General features: G+C 41.6%; 14 protein-coding genes. 9 read left to right on the plus strand and 5 right to left on the minus strand.

What is annotated here, in order from left to right; translation table 11 throughout:
• The first annotated feature begins 148 nt into the window (after positions 1 to 148).
• From cysB to ACW689_RS02000, 5 genes are all read left to right on the plus strand, one after another.
• On the plus strand, positions 149 to 1,126 hold the full coding sequence (cysB, locus tag ACW689_RS01980; RefSeq protein WP_476288048.1) for an HTH-type transcriptional regulator CysB: 978 nt from the start codon (positions 149 to 151) through the stop codon (positions 1,124 to 1,126).
• 116 nt (positions 1,127 to 1,242) lie between these two features.
• Positions 1,243 to 2,706, plus strand: coding sequence for an amidohydrolase family protein (locus ACW689_RS01985; RefSeq protein WP_476288050.1), 1,464 nt, complete (start codon positions 1,243 to 1,245; stop codon positions 2,704 to 2,706).
• Between the two features lie 407 nt (positions 2,707 to 3,113).
• Positions 3,114 to 5,903: a collagenase gene (locus tag ACW689_RS01990; RefSeq protein WP_476288052.1), complete on the plus strand. Its 2,790-nt coding sequence runs from the start codon at positions 3,114 to 3,116 to the stop codon at positions 5,901 to 5,903.
• Positions 5,904 to 6,363: 460 nt separating this feature from the next.
• On the plus strand, positions 6,364 to 6,654 hold the full coding sequence (locus ACW689_RS01995) for a hypothetical protein (RefSeq protein ID WP_476288053.1): 291 nt from the start codon (positions 6,364 to 6,366) through the stop codon (positions 6,652 to 6,654).
• A gap of 92 nt (positions 6,655 to 6,746) precedes the next feature.
• On the plus strand, positions 6,747 to 6,884 hold the full coding sequence (locus ACW689_RS02000; protein ID WP_476288055.1) for a hypothetical protein: 138 nt from the start codon (positions 6,747 to 6,749) through the stop codon (positions 6,882 to 6,884).
• Between the two features lie 153 nt (positions 6,885 to 7,037).
• On the opposite strand, the gene ACW689_RS02005 is transcribed toward ACW689_RS02000, so the two are convergent.
• The 5 genes from ACW689_RS02005 to ACW689_RS02025 form a co-directional block, all read right to left on the minus strand.
• Positions 7,038 to 7,187 carry a hypothetical protein gene (locus tag ACW689_RS02005; protein ID WP_476288057.1) on the minus strand — a complete coding sequence of 50 codons (150 nt, stop codon included), beginning with the start codon at positions 7,185 to 7,187 and terminating at the stop codon, positions 7,038 to 7,040.
• A 399-nt stretch (positions 7,188 to 7,586) separates the two neighbouring features.
• Entirely contained in the window at positions 7,587 to 8,027 is a 441-nt protein-coding gene (gene gloA, locus ACW689_RS02010; RefSeq protein ID WP_476288059.1) for a lactoylglutathione lyase, read from the minus strand.
• Positions 8,028 to 8,106: 79 nt separating this feature from the next.
• On the minus strand, positions 8,107 to 10,062 hold the full coding sequence (locus ACW689_RS02015; RefSeq protein WP_476288061.1) for a pre-peptidase C-terminal domain-containing protein: 1,956 nt from the start codon (positions 10,060 to 10,062) through the stop codon (positions 8,107 to 8,109).
• A 17-nt stretch (positions 10,063 to 10,079) separates the two neighbouring features.
• Positions 10,080 to 10,739 carry an Lcl C-terminal domain-containing protein gene (locus tag ACW689_RS02020; RefSeq protein ID WP_476288063.1) on the minus strand — a complete coding sequence of 220 codons (660 nt, stop codon included), beginning with the start codon at positions 10,737 to 10,739 and terminating at the stop codon, positions 10,080 to 10,082.
• Complete coding sequence (locus ACW689_RS02025; RefSeq protein WP_476288065.1) at positions 10,736 to 12,238, minus strand: ethylbenzene dehydrogenase-related protein; 1,503 nt, start codon at positions 12,236 to 12,238, stop codon at positions 10,736 to 10,738. Before ACW689_RS02025 ends, ACW689_RS02020 begins: the two co-directional genes overlap by 4 nt.
• 185 nt (positions 12,239 to 12,423) lie before the next feature.
• On the opposite strand from ACW689_RS02025, the gene ACW689_RS02030 reads away from it, so the two are divergent.
• The 4 genes from ACW689_RS02030 (at position 12,424) to pheS (ending at position 16,769) form a co-directional block, all read left to right on the plus strand.
• Positions 12,424 to 13,602, plus strand: coding sequence for a GAF domain-containing protein (locus ACW689_RS02030; RefSeq protein ID WP_476288067.1), 1,179 nt, complete (start codon positions 12,424 to 12,426; stop codon positions 13,600 to 13,602).
• 246 nt (positions 13,603 to 13,848) lie between these two features.
• On the plus strand, positions 13,849 to 14,904 hold the full coding sequence (locus tag ACW689_RS02035) for a DUF2066 domain-containing protein (protein WP_476288069.1): 1,056 nt from the start codon (positions 13,849 to 13,851) through the stop codon (positions 14,902 to 14,904).
• Positions 14,901 to 15,611 carry a DnaA inactivator Hda gene (gene hda, locus ACW689_RS02040; RefSeq protein WP_476288071.1) on the plus strand — a complete coding sequence of 237 codons (711 nt, stop codon included), beginning with the start codon at positions 14,901 to 14,903 and terminating at the stop codon, positions 15,609 to 15,611. The genes ACW689_RS02035 and hda overlap by 4 nt, the downstream gene beginning before the upstream one ends.
• 177 nt (positions 15,612 to 15,788) lie before the next feature.
• Positions 15,789 to 16,769, plus strand: coding sequence for a phenylalanine--tRNA ligase subunit alpha (gene pheS / locus ACW689_RS02045; protein ID WP_476288073.1), 981 nt, complete (start codon positions 15,789 to 15,791; stop codon positions 16,767 to 16,769).
• Positions 16,770 to 16,776 lie beyond the last annotated feature (7 nt).

The raw sequence follows: 16,776 nt of genomic DNA on the forward strand, positions 1-16,776 counted from the left end.
TTATCCGTTAAACAAGGATGTATGGCTAGTGCTATCTCGTTTCAAGTAATTATGCTAGCCTTAAAGAGTTCGGCTTTGTCGCAAGGTTATTACTCTACTAGCGTGTCGTGCTCAATGCCAAGTTAAAACTAATAAGAAAAATTAAGCTATGAAATTACAACAACTTAGATATATTGTAGAAGTTTTAAATCACAATTTGAATGTATCGGCGACTGCAGAAAGCCTATATACCTCCCAACCTGGTATTTCTAAACAAGTTAGAATGCTCGAAGATGAGCTGGGTGTGCAAATTTTTGGGCGAAGTGGTAAGCATTTGACTCACGTCACCAATGCTGGCAATGAAATTATAAATATTGCACGAGAAATACTGTCTAAAGTTGAAGGCATTAAAGCGGTTGCAAATGAACATACGCTACCAGATCAAGGCAAACTGAATATCGCGACGACGCATACACAAGCCAGATATGCCCTGCCGGGTGTCATTCAGGGCTTTATGAATAAATATCCCGCAGTATCTTTGCATATGCATCAAGGGACTCCACAACAAATATCAGATGCGGCTGCTCGTGGTGATGCTGACTTTGCAATCGCCACTGAAGCACTTCACTTATATTCTGATTTGGTGATGCTGCCATGCTATCACTGGAACCGAAGTATTGTTGTTGCTAAAGATCACCCATTAGCTCAAAAAGTTAATAATTTAACAGTCCAAGATGTTGCGCAATATCCACTGATCACCTACGTATTTGGTTTTACTGGTCGCTCAGAGTTAGATAAAGCGTTTAATGCCCATGGGTTAGAGCCTCACATTGTCTTTACTGCCACTGATGCGGATGTAATAAAAACCTATGTACGTCTTGGTTTAGGGGTTGGTGTTTTAGCGTCTATGGCGATTGATCGTGTAACTGATCAGGATCTTGTCTGTATTGACGCCAGCCACCTTTTCGAGGCAAGTACGACCAAAATTGGTTTTAGAAAAGGTAGCTTCTTACGCGGCTATATGTACGATTTTATCGAGCGCTTTGCTCCTCACTTGACGAAAGACCTTGTGGAAAGAGCAAGCCTACTTAGAAATCAAGATGATGTAGATGCTTTGTTTGCAGATATCAAATTACCGGTTAAGTGAACTCGTGCTTTATAAGAACCAGATAAGTTTTGATATTACGACACTGTAATTTGCTGTAATCGAAATATTGGGGTTTTTGACTACCTTTGTATGGATTGGTTTTTTGGAAGCATACAATGAACGGACAATGCCCCAGTCACTGTTGTTTTTCTTTTGAACATATTTTTTATGACAGCTTACTTGATAGGCTGGCAGAAATACCTTTTGGCAATGTTACGCCAGTTGAAGACGTTGCGGGTCCGTGTTCTTCAAAACACAATGTGATCATTGGTAAAATATACACGCAGTTCTTGCCCACAACTAAAGTGGTTGACGCGATGTTGATTAGTGATGGCAAGGTCGTTATCCAAGGATCGGTTGAGCAAGTTTGTCGATATGTAAAGCAACAGAATATCTCCGCTCGCTTTCAATATTTGAGTAAATATCATTCTGTCTGTCCAGGGTTTATAGAGCCAAATATTCAGCTAGTGTTGAGTGCAATTTTTTCGCAATGGACGCACCTAGGTCCGTTTGGGTTTGACTGTTCGTGGCAAAAAATGATGCCCCATTATGGTTATAGTTATATCGCCCGTGCACTCCTTTATTTGGACAAAGGGATTGAGCCTGACAATTGGTTGTTAGCGTATGGACTCAGTGAAGTGCTATTAGCCGATTATGATAGAAGTGAAAAAGTGAGCACCTTCACGCTTATTAACCAGCTAAAAATTGCTCGGCCCATAGTTGTATTAGACGATAATAGGGCTGTCGCTTATCTCAATGAACCTGCAATGAGGGCAGTGTATCAATGTTTGAATTCCTGTACTGCTAATCCATTTACGAGTGAGGATGAATTTAGGCAATTGTTACATAGCCAACAAGGTTTATTTGATGAGCAACTTATATGGCTAAGTGCTTCACTGCCTGTTTCTCAATTGAGAACTCAATTACTTAATGTCTATACGCAAATGCATCAAATTGTTAAGCGAGCAAATCGCCAAGGTATCACGCATCTCGGTGTTGCAGATTCACATCCATTTTCAAAAAAGCTGCTTAAGCAATTTATGCAGACCAATCCACACATCAATTTAATAGAATCAAAATTTGAGGTGTCTGAAGAGTTGAAGCTATTTTCTGAATTGGATAGTTATATTCCAAACCAAAGCGCAAATAAAAAATCGATTGCGATGAGTGTGAGTGAAGTAAGCACGGATGGATATGAGGGGGTTCAATTACGTAGCGGACAATTTCAACTGCAGCCATGCCAATCATTACTCAATGCTGGGTATAATATTTGTCTGTATTGTGACTATCCTACTCAACCCTTGAGCCCATTGAGAGTCGCAGAGCAGGCGAGTAAACGTATTACAGATCACTTACCGGGTCTATCCATGAGGCATACTCGAGTGTTGTTACCTGAGCAGCGCTTATCCAAAGTACAGTCGTTACATGGTATTACGTGTGCAAGTGCAGAGCATCTTGGTTGTACAGGAGGCAAGATCTGCGAAGGAGAGTTGGCAAACTTTGTACATTTGTCTGGCGACCCATTGGCCAGCCAAACGGATTTAAGAGACCTTTCTATTATCAGCTGTACTGTCAACTAATTGATATAATCCACAGCAGTTATCACCAAACGCTTATTTAATTAACCTCAACTTCGGATAAGTGACTTTGCCCAATCTCAACGTCGCTTTTACGTGGTAATAGCCTGTTATTAACACGCAAAAACGCCTGATACTGTTCGAAATATCATCATTTGACCGAAGTTAAGGCCAACTTACAAAGCATGGTCTGCATCAAAACATTTGCCCATCTTGCGGTTAATTATGGGCTTCAAAGACTTAAGCAAAATCAGTCAGTTTTTTTACTCGTTGTTATTCCTACATATATGAGTTTGTTATGGTGGCTATGCGTTAAAGTTATATAAAATATATTGTATACATTGTGTATTTGATGTTAATACTTTTAGTGTCCATGACGTATGGGCGGGATACAACACAAAAGGTACATTATGAAACTTAAAACAATTATTGTAGCTCTACCCATTTTGGGTTCGAGTTTGAGCCATGTCGCATTTGCTTCTCATCAAAAAACATTTTCTCTTTTACAGCCTGAGTCTCATCATCAGGTAGAGCATATTTTTCATGGACACGAACATGCTAAGCGTGATGAGCGTGCGCCAGCTAATGCTTCTGACTATGGTCTACTGGCTAATATTAATCCTAAAACTAAGTTGCAGCAAAGCGTGCAAGCTGATGCAACTGTGAGTTGTGATTTGAATGCGATCGCAAACGCAACAGGTACTCAGCTTATTTCACAAATTAAAGCTCAGGGCAGTAGTTGTGTAAACGAGTTGTTTTCGGCGGGTAGCCAAATCCAAGTTAGTACGTTTACTAACGATAAAATGGCCACTGTAGTTGATGAAGCTCGAACACTTGCACAAAGCTATAGCGGGGCAGGTAGCAACGATTTGACGACGCTGTTTTTGTTTATTCGTGCGGGTTATTACGTTGAATTTTATAACGATGCGGTGACGTTTAGTGACACGTTACGTACTAAGGTGCAAGGCGCAATTGATGCGTTCGTAAATAATGCGCATTTTTATGACAACAACAACGAGCATGGCAAAGTGCTACAAGAAGTGATCACGACCATGGACAGTGCCGAGCTACAGCATCGGTATTTAGGTGTGGTGCGCCATTGGCTAGAGAATTTTGATCAAAGCTATGCTAGCAACCGCAATATGCGTAATGCAGTGAACGGTATTTTTACAATTCTATTTCGCGGTCAGTGGAATGATGAATATGTTCCTCTGATCAAAAAAGACACTGCGTTGGCTAATGCCTTAGTGGCATTTACGCAAAAAAGTTGGATGATTGATTCGGACTCTGAATTCCTCATTATTAATGCATCTGGTGAACTTGCTCGTCTTAAACAACATGGCGCGAGTGATATTGATTCAATTGTAACCAATGGCTTAAAACAGCTTTTCTCTACCTATAAAAGCTATGGTTATGGTGATGGGCTATGGCTAAATGCGGCTGATGTCGCAACCTATTATGCTGATTGCAGCGAGTTCAACATTTGTAATTTTGAAGAAAATTTAACGCTACAGGTGCTTTCTCAAACCCATCAATGTAGCAACACCATAAAAATTCGTGCGCAAGAGATGACTGCAACGCAATTGTCTTCGGCTTGTGACACCATGGCAGCAGAGGAAACACGCTTTCATAATCGCCTTGCTACGAACCAAACACCTGTAGCAGATGACAACAATACTTTCCTACAAGTTAATATTTTTAATAGTAGTAACGATTACAAAAAGTATGCAAAAGCCATCTTTAAAATAGACACTAACAATGGTGGTATGTATTTAGAAGGTGACCCAAGTAAAGTAGGCAATCAAGCTAATTTTGTCGCTTATGAGGCGAGCTACGCAAAAGGCGAACACTATGTTTGGAACCTTGAACATGAATATGTGCATTATTTGGATGGCCGCTTTGATTTATACGGTGATTTTAACGCGCCAACGAAAGCAATTGTATGGTGGTCTGAAGGTGTTGCTGAATACATAGCGAATCAAGATGATAATCAAAAAGCCATTGATACCATCAAAGATGGTTCGGTATATAACCTAGAGCAAATTTTCGCAACAACTTACGATGGCTTTGATCAAGATAGGATCTATCGCTGGGGTTATTTGGGCGTGCGTTTTATGTTTGAACGCCATAATGATGCCGTCAATAACATGCTCGCTAAAACACGAGTTGGTGATTGGAATGGATACCGAACGCTACTAGACGGTTGGCAATCGCAATATGATGCGGAGTTTACTCAGTGGACTCAAGATTTGGCATCGGGAGAGAATATGCCACCAGTTGTGCAAATTAATGGACCATATACAGGCCAAGCTCAAGAAGCTATTTCATTTTCCAGTCAAGGTAGTAGCGATGCAGAAGGCCCCATTAGTCAATATGCGTGGGATTTTGGAGATGGTAATAATAGCAGTCTTGCAAACCCTACACATAGTTACAGCGTGCCGGGTAACTACACTGTAACACTCACGGTGACTGATTCACACGGTGCAATTGCAACGGCTACAACGACCGCAAGTGTTGAAGCGACACAAGGAGAAACGAAATTATATCGAGGTCAGGCCGTAAGCGTTTCAGCGCAACAAGATGAGCAAAAAATGTTTGTGCTCGATGTTGTTGAAGGAGCTCAAAACTTAAGTTTTGTCACTTCGGGCGGTGACGGAGATGCCGATCTGTACGTCAGTTTTAATAAAGCACCTACCTTAGAAGATTTTGATTGCCGACCTTATAAAAACGGTAACAGTGAGCAGTGTGATTTTGCATCACCACAAGCTGGCAGATACTACGTCATGTTGCGTGCCTACAATACATTCAACAACGTTTCTCTAGTTGCTAACTATGATGCGCCTATCGCAACCTTGCCAGATGCTTGTAAAACACAAGCAGCGAAAACTGGTGGGCGTGCTCTAGATGGAGAGCTTATTTGTTTAGGTGATGAGTCAGTCATGTGGTTCTCGCTTGAAAATGTCAGTGCACAAGACGCTATTCGCATAGAGGCTGCAAACGGCACAGGCGATTTAACGTTGGAATACAGTAATCAAGGTTGGCCCGATGGTAACAATGTTGATGCGCGCTCTGACAACCCAGGAAATGAGGAATGTATAAGTTTGACAGCTCAGTCACAATACTGGGGTTATTTGAAAGTATTTGGCGTCAGCGAGGCGGCATCTCTTAAGGTGAGCTATAATGACGGTGGATGTGGATAGTCCCTAATTTTAAAGCTTTGAAAAGCAGCTTTTCCTTTACATGAAGATTGATAATTTACGTTTATAGAATTGTACAATTATTTACAAGAAAGCTTTTTAGTGACCTCGCATTTGGATAAGTGGTTTGTTGTTCAATTTGATTTGATGGACTTGCTTATTCAAAACCGAGGTTATGTTTTGAAGAGGTGAAGAATAATATGGCCCGACTCTTTACTTACCGAATCATGCTTGCTTTGGCATTCTTTTCACTTATCCTCTACTGGCAAAAACACCATTGCCAGTATATGTGTACCAGCTAAAACCACCGTACATTATTAGTTTGGAATCGGAGATTGGTTCATATTTTGGTGTAATCAATCTAATCAATAGTTATCAAAGTGAGTTTGAGTTTTTTGTTAGATACATACCTAGAAAACGGTTGAATAAAAATATTGAGCATGAAACTTTGGATGGCGTTGTTATGGAAGCAAATCCATCTTGGTTTGACGATAAGTTGCAACAAAAATTTTCCTGGTCTAAGCCTTTCTTGGAAGACACGAATGATTTTGTTTCTAATGTTAGTAAGCCATTTGAATACCAAGGTCAGGCATCTTTATATAATAAAATTATAGGGGGGATAAGGGGATATTATTATTGGCGGATAGTTCCAGTTATAGAGGCTGAACTGGCAACTTTTGTTGAAACAGGCTCTGAGCTTCAGCTTGTTGAAATGGTTGTTAAACAGCGTATTGACTTTAGCAGTAATAAATAGAGCAACAACAAATTACCTTGTCGAACACAACGCCCATTGGGCTAAATATTTGTATTATTCAAAAAAAAGTTCATGAGCACTATAGCAGAGCTATGTTTGCACCGAAAAAAATGCAACATGTGATTGATGAAATAGATCGGCTACTTCACCTTCCTGAATTTAAATATGATCTCTCACAGCTAATCCGCGAGCATCATATTAACGACAAAATGAGAGAAGCAGCACGCTAACGTTGATTATGTCGTGATTATCAACTTTCAGTGTTCTTTATCGGCACCCAAAAGTGTATCTGAGCTCTGTTTTTGATTCCTACTACTATAACCATTTGCTCAATAACAGAGCTCACTTTCGAGTTTCTTAAGAGCCAGCCCATAGCTAGGGCACTAACAACCTAAATCTGGGTCTGATTCAGGGCACACCACGTTCTTACCGCCAAGTACATTAGGAGTCAGGATCTTTGGGAGTAGACTAACATCCTTTGATAAGTGTTTGATTTTCTTTTTATTCAATTTCATTTTTTGTTTTAGTTTCATTACATGGTCTCCTTATGATGAAATCGAACATTTACATATAAAAAACAACCTGTCAATAAATCCGTTTAAATAATGAACGGTTCTTTTGTGTAATAAATTATAGTAGGAGTAGAGGGGATTATTATTGTTGAATTGGCTCAGTAGTAATAAACAGAGCAACATCAAATCATCTTTTAGAACACTATGCTCGTTAAACTAAAGATTTGTATTATTGTGAAAAGTCGATTAGTACTTTAGCCGATTAATGTTTGCAAAGATAAAAATGCAACATGTGATTGACGAAATAGATTGGCTGCTTCACCTTCTTGAACTTAAATATTAACTCTCATAACTAATCCGAGAATGTCATATTAACGATAAAATGAGCGAAGCAGCGCGCTGGTGTTGATCATGTTGTGATTACCAACTGCCAGTGTTCTCCATCGACATCCATGGCTCTTTTGGGTCAAGCGCTTTGTCTTTTTGCAGTAGCTCGATAGATATTCCATCGGGTGATTTTACAAATGCCATATGGCCACAGCGAGGGGGTCGATTAATTGTTACACCAGCTTGTTGTAACCTGTCACAAGCTGCATAAATATCATCTACTGAAAATGCGAGGTGGCCAAAATTTCTTCCACCCGTGTATTCTTCAGAGTCCCAATTGTAAGTGAGTTCGATAGTTGGTTTAAAAGTTGTTTTAGCTTCTTCGAGTTGTCCGGGGGCGGCTAAATAAATGAGAGAAAACCGACCTTGTTCACTGTCATAGCGCTTCACTTCAACTAGGCCAAGTAAGTCACAATAAAAATGTAGAGACGCGTCTAAATCTTTAACGCGCACCATCGTATGTAAAAATTCCATAAAAAACCCCTTATTATCGTCTCTACTTAGTATGGTCTTTTCGAGAGATAACAAGAGGTAACTCGATGTTGCCAGTGCTTTACTCTGATTTGGCGCTCAGTAATACGCCAGAGAAGTTTCGATATGCTTTCAAGCCAATGTGCCAAACTCCCTGCGAAGGTGCGGTAATACTACATACTTCGTCATTACCATCTTCATAAGGACGACATTCATAGTCCGAGGATGTGGGTTTGTTGCCAAAGCGTACATAAAGATCGGCATCCCCAGTACCTGAAGCACTCGTTACTGTTAGTTTGCTCATGTTGCTAGGTACTTCAAAGGTGTAATATAACCAATCATTTTTACTGGCGCTTTGATCAGGCCACTGTTGCTGATTAACGGGTACTCCACCAACATCAAATCTTGCAAGCAGACTGACGTTTGAATAAGCTTCATAAGCGTGCAACATGACATAGTACTGACCAAATTGGGCAGTATTGATTGGGCAACTTTCGTTATTGCCATTCTCATATGGACGACAGTCATAGGCTTGTTGCGTTGCCAACTGAGCAAAGCGCACGTACATGTCGACGTCGCCAGAACCACCAGAGGTTGTAAACGTAAGATTAGAAGCATTCTCAGGGACATCCAATACATAGTGTGTCTCTTTACTCTTACTTGCAGCTAGGCCACTGAGTGCTTGATTGTTCGTTAATACGATGGCTTCTGGCTCGTCAATTGGACCGCTATCAATCACACTCAATTGGTTGGCAGCTTGTTTGAGTGTAAGCACTTCGCCAATGGTATTGGCATGCCACCAGTTAATATTTGCGGGTAATATGAGTGGATCGCTGGCACGTTGTTCTCGCGTTAGTTGGCCTGCTGTGCTGTCAAACTGGGCGGTTCGTACTAACAAGTTGTCTTGGCTTACCGAGAGTACTTTAAATTGCTGAATGCTCGCCAAGTCAATCGTCCACGATTTTGGATCGTTTGCGGAGCGAGCAGGAGCCCCCCAACTGCCTTCACCAATATATACGGTACCGCCGTTGCTTGTTTCATTAAATCCATTTGAAGAGGGCTCAAGCGCTCGAGTGAGTTTGTTGATATGGGTATCAGACTCAACCACTAAGTTCATGCCATTATTATAAAAAGTGTCTGCCCACCACGTGTGTAAAATGGTGTTATCAGATTTACCAGAATAATGCGGATACATCGGCTTATGGTACTGAGCTGCGCGCCATTTAGTCGCGGTTTTATTACTGTGTAAGTCTTGTGCTAGCCAATTGTTCATGGTGGTGGCATAACTAGACCAACCACTATTTTTATATTGACTATTTAGCGTATATACACGCAATAAACTACCTACGTTGAATGCGCCATAGCTATCTGAGTTGGTACATTGGCCATCTTGGTTATAGTCAACACCAAACACTTGGCAAAGGGTTTTGTAATTGTCGTCTTCATGATTACCATGGGTCGCAACAAACGGATAAATACGTTTGTAACTTTGACCATCAATGGTGTCATCGGAAAATGTGAGTTGCCAGTCTTGTAAGTACTCCTTCATTTCAGAGCTTGAGTTAGCGTTGGTGTAATCACCACCGTGCATAATGAAAAGAGGACGAATTTTAGCGATCAACTTGTTCCCTTCTCGACGCGTTGTCCAACCTGTTCGTGTGTCACCGCCAGCAACGACCGTAAACGGTTGGTTGCCTGTCGGCGCGGTTTTGAACCACAACCTTTGACCACAGCCTTCACTGTCGCAAACACGGTAATAGATGGGTGTATCTGCGGTTAAACCTTTGAGTGTCACAAATTGGCTTTGTAAGCTACTTGAAAACGTGTGTGACGCATTCACAGCTTGTGTTGACCAACTTTGTTCATCGGTTGATGTGCCAAATTTAACATGATGATTGCTGCCACTGGTTGGCGTAAAGCCAATAGTGGCTTGTGCACTTGGGTTATGATCCCAAATAAGCCTGTGATATTGGCTACCAGCGTGTGCACTGGCAGTGAGTGTTAAACCAATAGCTAGGCTCACTATACGTGTGCTCATTTCCTTGATCCTATATTTTATTGAGTTGAATTTGCGCGACGACTTAACTGCGTTTGGGTTTGTGTGAGCGGACTCACAAGAATGACAAAAGCAGCATTTCTGTAGGGCAGGTTGACACTATCGCCTGTCTGAAAGTTGACTGCTTTGGCACCTCGTTTCAGGTGCTTAAACTGATTTGATAGGGGAAGCTCGGCGTCATTACTCCAGTAATCCCCTTTTTTAATATGAGGAAAGTAATCGTATGCAATGTGGGGTTGACCGGGTCTACTTGGCTCTTGTAATAAACTTTCCAGCTCATGACTGGTTGGCAGGCGCCAGTTTGACTGACCACAAAGCTGCTCTTGTTGGGTACGGCGGATCAAGTCCTGTGTATCACAGCGCTCGGGTTCGAAATAGCAATCGCCAAAGTTCTCTTTGCCCTGGTGGTGGTTGAACCAAGAGTAGGTCCAATTGGCATCATGAATTGACTCACTGTCGGTTTTTACTTCCCAAAGCACATTCAGTTTCCGGTCAAACACACATGCCCAAGGCCCTTGCCATGGATTTATTAATTTACCTTGCCCTGTTATTTTACTGAAGCGAGGGTGTGCCACAGGCTCGATTGTTTCTTCACAGAACAACGCGTACCCTGATACCAGCATCAACAGTAGTAGCGACCAAAAGAGGCGTTTTATCACAGTGAATACCTTAACTTAATTGCACGCTGATGGCGCGTATGTGCTATTTGGCTATGATCGAATGCTGAAACCCAAAGACAGGTTCGGTTATTTAAAGGGATGTCATACGGAGACTGGGTATTATTTTTTCTGACTAACTCTAGAGTCCAAAACCCATCTTGCCAGTGTCCTTTCGCTCGAACATGTGCTCGGTCACCTTCAAAACGGTTTGAGCGATAGAGCACCGAGCTTAATTTTGTGCCGATAGAGTAGTTATCTAACTCTGGCTTATATGGGGTGGAGCCAAACCAAGGTAACACGGTTGACTTTTCATGCTCAGTTTTTTCAGGAAGCCGTTTTGGCGTTACCCCATTTTTACTGTACCAAAGCCAGTTCATGACATATGCGCCACTTTCTTTACCATCTGGTTGATAACCAGCTGTGTATCGACGTGCGCCATTGAGTACTTTTGCTGGTGGGCCAATAAAGTTGTCATCCGCCAGTATCATGTTGTTAGTTCGTACTGCTTTCCAATGCCATAAATCTCGTATTTTCCCATCTAGGCTGGCGTGATAGCCCTTACCGTGCCAATTGCTAGGTTTATCGGTTAGGGGGGTTTTGCCTAAATAGCTGGTATTGTCGGCACCAAACTGACAGCTGCGCGATAGCATGACTGCAAACTTATCTTCGTAGTAACTTTGCTCGTCAAAATAATAGAAGCCGCTTTCTTTAACATGCCAACCGTTTTCAGTTTTAACTAGGGGCAAGTGCTCTAAGCTCTGAGTTGGATCAGCCCACTTAAATAGAAAAAATGTTTCTTCTTGATTACTGAGCGCTCTCACCTCTACTTGAGTTTGACCGTTTTCAAAGTTTGCTCCATGTGTGGTTAAGATTGAGATTGGCTCAGCTTGTTGCCAGTGCGGCTCGTCAGGCTTGCCATTCACATCCATAAGAACAGTTTGTGCTATGGGCATCACTTGTAGTGTATGTGTGGTTGATTGCAGTGCATAAAATGCACTCGTGCTTACAATGGCGATAATGAAAATTAGAACAATAGGGAGTTGCTTAATGGGCAGCTTAAGCACCCGCTTTATTGCCACTCTGCCTAGCTGTAAGAGGTAAATCCAACTATGCAGTAACAGATATAAGACGACCGACAGGGCACTGTAAAAATGAACAAAGGTAAGGTTTGCTGGCAGCCGGTCAAAAAACAATAAAGTGCCACTGACAGCAGCAAACATAATTGAGATATAACCAAACAGTGTAACCCAGTGATGATAGAGAGTGCTTTTAACCGATCTTTTAGCCACGCATTTTTGATAACCATAGTAGCCTATCGTTACCCACATAATGCTGCCAGCAAACAAATGCCATTGATGTACCTGCCCTGATGGCAATAATGCATTGATTGATAAAAAATAAGGCTTATCAACAGTCGCAATGCGCAACCCCGTAAGTAAACTGATGGCAATAGCGCAAACACCAAGTGAATGTAAAATAATGAAGGTAGAACGACGCACAGCAAACCGCTAATTTAAGGATGTTAATTTATATTACATTTTATTTACGTTTTGTTAAGCGCAAATGACAACACTTTCACTTGCAAAAGAATTTTGCACTTGCCTTAGCGCATAAGGGGGCTAGCTCCTATACTCAGAGCAGCTATGTCATGATTATCCAGATCAATAATTAAGGAGAGAGTACTGTGCCGACGATCACAAATAACAATGTTATTGAAAGTGTCACAGACATTGTAGCTTGTCTTAATACAAGTGATTCAATACAGCGCTTTTTACTTGATATTCATTGTATTTTGCAAAAAGTCACTTATGCCGATAACTTTTATGTGGTTTTATTTGAACATGATGGTACGGTCAGTTTTCCTTATTTTCATGATGTAAAAGACGCAATCACCTCTGAAGACTTCGAAAATATAAATTTAAATTCAATTGAAAAGACTTTGACTGGCTATGCACTCAGCCAGCAAAAAACTTGCAACTTTAGCGAGTCGGACATGCAGAATTTGATAGATTTGGGGGAGTTACAGGTATTGGGCACCATGCCTAAGCAGTGGTTGTGCTTTCCATTGCAGAATAGAAATTCGTTTTTAGGTGCATTCATTATTCAGTCTTATCGCAATGAACAAGAATATTCTGGCGTCGTTGTTGATGTGCTGTATACCATCAGTCATGTTATTTCGTCTGCGTTAGACGCATTTAATAACCAGCGGGCCTTGGTTGAAGCTAACCGAGCATTGCAACTATATCAGCAAGAGCTTGAAGAGCGGGTGCAAGCGAGAACTCAAGAGCTTCAAGCGAGTCTAGATGAGATTCAAAGTGAGGTTGCCAAGCGAGAGCAGTTGCAGCAACAGTTAGAGTTTGAATCACTACATGACAATTTAACAGGGCTTGCCAATCGCAAATACCTATTCAAAGAGCTATCTCGACTTGCGGCCAAATCGGCTCGAGCGCACTTGGAAGTGTATGTACTCTATATCGATTTGGACGACTTTAAACCCATTAACGACACTTATGGACACAAAGCAGGGGATTTGGTGCTTCAAAATGTGGCTAAGCGTTTAAGTCAAGAAGTGCGGGCCTATGATCTGGTGTCACGTCTTGGTGGAGATGAATTTGTAGTACTTATGATGGAGCCGCTTCATTATGGTGTGCTGACTCAAGTATGTGAACGTATATTAAATCGTATTTGTGCGCCTATTGAATTGGACAGCGGTGAACAAGTGCGCTGTGGGTGCAGCATCGGCGTTGCCGGTAATTATGAGCAAAAGTTCAATGCAGAAGCGATTTTACATCAAGCAGATGATGCGCTTTATCGAGCAAAAAACAATGGTAAGAATCAAATTAAATTTGCCGTATTCAAGTAGAGCGTGCTCATCTTTGCTGTGTGCTTTTTTGCAGCCATTCTGGCATTTTGGCAAATTCGCTTATGTGCAGCTGAGATTATTTAGATCCCCATATGTCATAGCGCATTTATAGTATTGAAAGCCTTGGATTTGAGAAAAAATCATATCTTAAAGAGCAGCACGGCCTAGCTATATGCCGTTTTATGCTTTGCTTTAGTTCGCCTTTGCTTTAGGATCGAATTACAAAACTCCTTTATAGCTTTCGTTATGGCATTGAGAATACTGTTTATTTTTTGTTTGTTATGGTCTGTGCAGGCAACGGCTGTGGAAGTCACAGACTTGTATCAAAGTGAGCTATCTGTGACAGACAAAAGCCGCGCAACTCGTGTAAAAGCCAGTCAGCAAGCGCTTCGTAACGTTATCAAAAAGCTCACGGGTCGATATGAAGGTGGTGAGTCACGACTCATAAGACAAGCAATGCGCTCTATTTCGGATTATATGCTCAAATACGAGTATTTAGATGGCGAAAAAGGAGACGTTAAAATACGTGTAAAATTTGAACCAACTAAAGTTGAAGAGTTAATTCAAGACGCTGGATTGCCACTTTGGGGCAACCGTCGACCACTTATCGCTATTTGGCTCGCCATTGAAGACAATTTACGTCGAGACTTCGTAACCCAAGACAGTTATCCGCAGCTTGAGCGATTAATCTACGACACGGCAGCAGAGTGGGGAGTACCTGTGATTGTGCCATTACTAGACTTGGATGACTTGTCAAAAGTGGGTGTGGCAGAGGTTTGGGGTAACTTTTCTGAACCTGTTGAACGCGCTTCTGAACGATACAATGCTGAACGGGTTATCACGGCACGTATGTTCCAGCAACAAAGTAGCAGTAGTTGGCAACTTGAGTGGCGTTATACCGATGCAGAGCTGTTTGAAGTCAATAAATTGGTGGGCGATAAGCAGCAAATACTGATCACTATGGTCAATAACTTTTCAGCGGCGCTAGCCAAAAATTACGCGATTGATCCAAATGTGACGCTTGTAACGCAAAGCACGTTTATCCTTGTTGATAACCTTGATAAATTTACCGAAATTGAACGAGCACGTAGACAATTGGCGAGCATGAGTACCGTTGCGGGAGTGGATGTAGTCTTTCGTGCAGATGACAAAGTACGTTTTCGAATTGATCACACCTCTAGCTTGGCTGACTTGGTTAAAGCATTGAATTTAGAGCAAGCGTTTAGCGTGTATGTTGATCCTCACGCATTTTACCAACTGGCAGATGCTTCAAGATTGCGTTACAGCTGGGTAGGACAATGATGAGTAACGAACCACTACAAATGGCTTTGCCCGTTACGCTACCAGACGATGAAACATTTGCTTCTTATTTTGGGGGACCAAAATCTCTCGAAGTGAGTCATCTAAAGGCTGCTTTAAAAAATATAGCCAGTGATTTTCAGTACACTTACTTATGCGGGCTTGCCGACTCAGGGAAATCACACTTATTGTATGCCACTTGTATTCATGCTCAGGAAATGGGGCTATCAACTATTTTACTGAGTTTGAGAGAAGTAATCGACTTTGGCCCTGAGGTACTAGATGGTTTGGAATCATTAGACGTTGTTTGTATAGACGATGTGCACTTAGTTGCTGGGCTAGATAATTGGGAAAAGGCGCTATTTAATTTTTTCAACCGTTTTAACGAGCCGAGTAAATGCTTGGTTGTCACAGCTGACTTGCTGCCAAACATGTTAAATATAAACTTACCGGACCTTGAATCCCGTTTGGCATGGGGCACGACTTTTCAAATCCGCTCGATGAGTGATGATGATAAAGCTGAAGCGTTGGTGAAAAGAGCTAATATGCGTGGGTTAGAACTCACTGATGAGTGTGCGCGATTCTTATTAACTCGTTTAAGCCGTGATATGCGTGCATTATTGGATGTGCTCGATAAACTCGATCATGCGTCGATGGCAGCACAGCGAAAATTAACCATTCCGTTTATCAAAACCACACTCAAACTGTAATTCAGTCTTTAAAAATAGGCCTGTGAGACCATAAAAATACGATTACAGGTTTATTTTTACAAATATTCACTCCTAATCACAAACTGAGCAGAGTTAGGGCTAGAATCTAGTCCGTGCTTTCAGTTATCATAAGCGATTAATACACAGCAAATTACCTCCATAAAGATCAGGTATAGAATGAACTTAGAGAATATTTTAGCGCAGGCGCTAGAAGCCGTTTCAGGCGCAAGCGAAATAGCGCATCTTGAGGATGTCCGAGTTAATTACCTTGGTAAAAAAGGTGAGATCACAGGATTACTTAAAACCCTAGGTAAACTAGCGCCAGAAGAGCGCAAAGAAGCAGGGGCGGTGATCAACCAAGCTAAAACCCAAGTACAAGATGCAATTAACGACAAGCGTGAGTTTTTAACTCAACAAGCACTTGATAAAAAACTTGCAGAAGAAACCATTGATGTCACTTTACCGGGGCGCACTATGCCAGTAGGTGGTGTGCACCCAGTAACGCGCACTATCGAGCGTATTGAATCGTTTTTTGGTGAGTTAGGCTTTGCTGTTAAATCTGGCCCTGAAGTGGAAGATGATTTCCACAACTTTGACGCGTTAAATATTCCTGAGCATCATCCAGCTCGAGCCGATCACGATACCTTTTACTTTAATCCAAAGTTAGTACTGCGCACGCAAACGAGTGGTGTACAAATTCGTACTATGGAAGCTGAAAATCCACCGCTACGTATCATTTCTCCTGGTCGTGTATATCGAAATGACTACGACCAAACACATACACCAATGTTCCATCAAGTTGAAGGCTTAATGGTTGATACGGATGTAAGCTTTACTGAGCTTAAAGGTATTTTGCACGACTTTCTACGTAACTTTTTTGAAGAAGACATGGAAATTCGCTTCCGTCCTTCTTACTTCCCATTCACTGAGCCTTCAGCTGAAGTGGACGTAAAAGGCAAGAATGGCAAATGGTTAGAAGTATTAGGTTGCGGTATGGTGCATCCGAATGTACTTCGCTCAGTTGGCATTGATCCTGAAAAGTACACAGGCTTCGCTTTTGGTATGGGTGTAGAGCGTTTAACCATGTTGCGATATGGCGTAAACGACTTACGTGCATTTTTCGAAAACGATTTAAAATTCCTAAACCAATTCAGATAAGAGCGAA

The organism is Pseudoalteromonas sp. ABE4_541, from assembly GCF_056312285.1.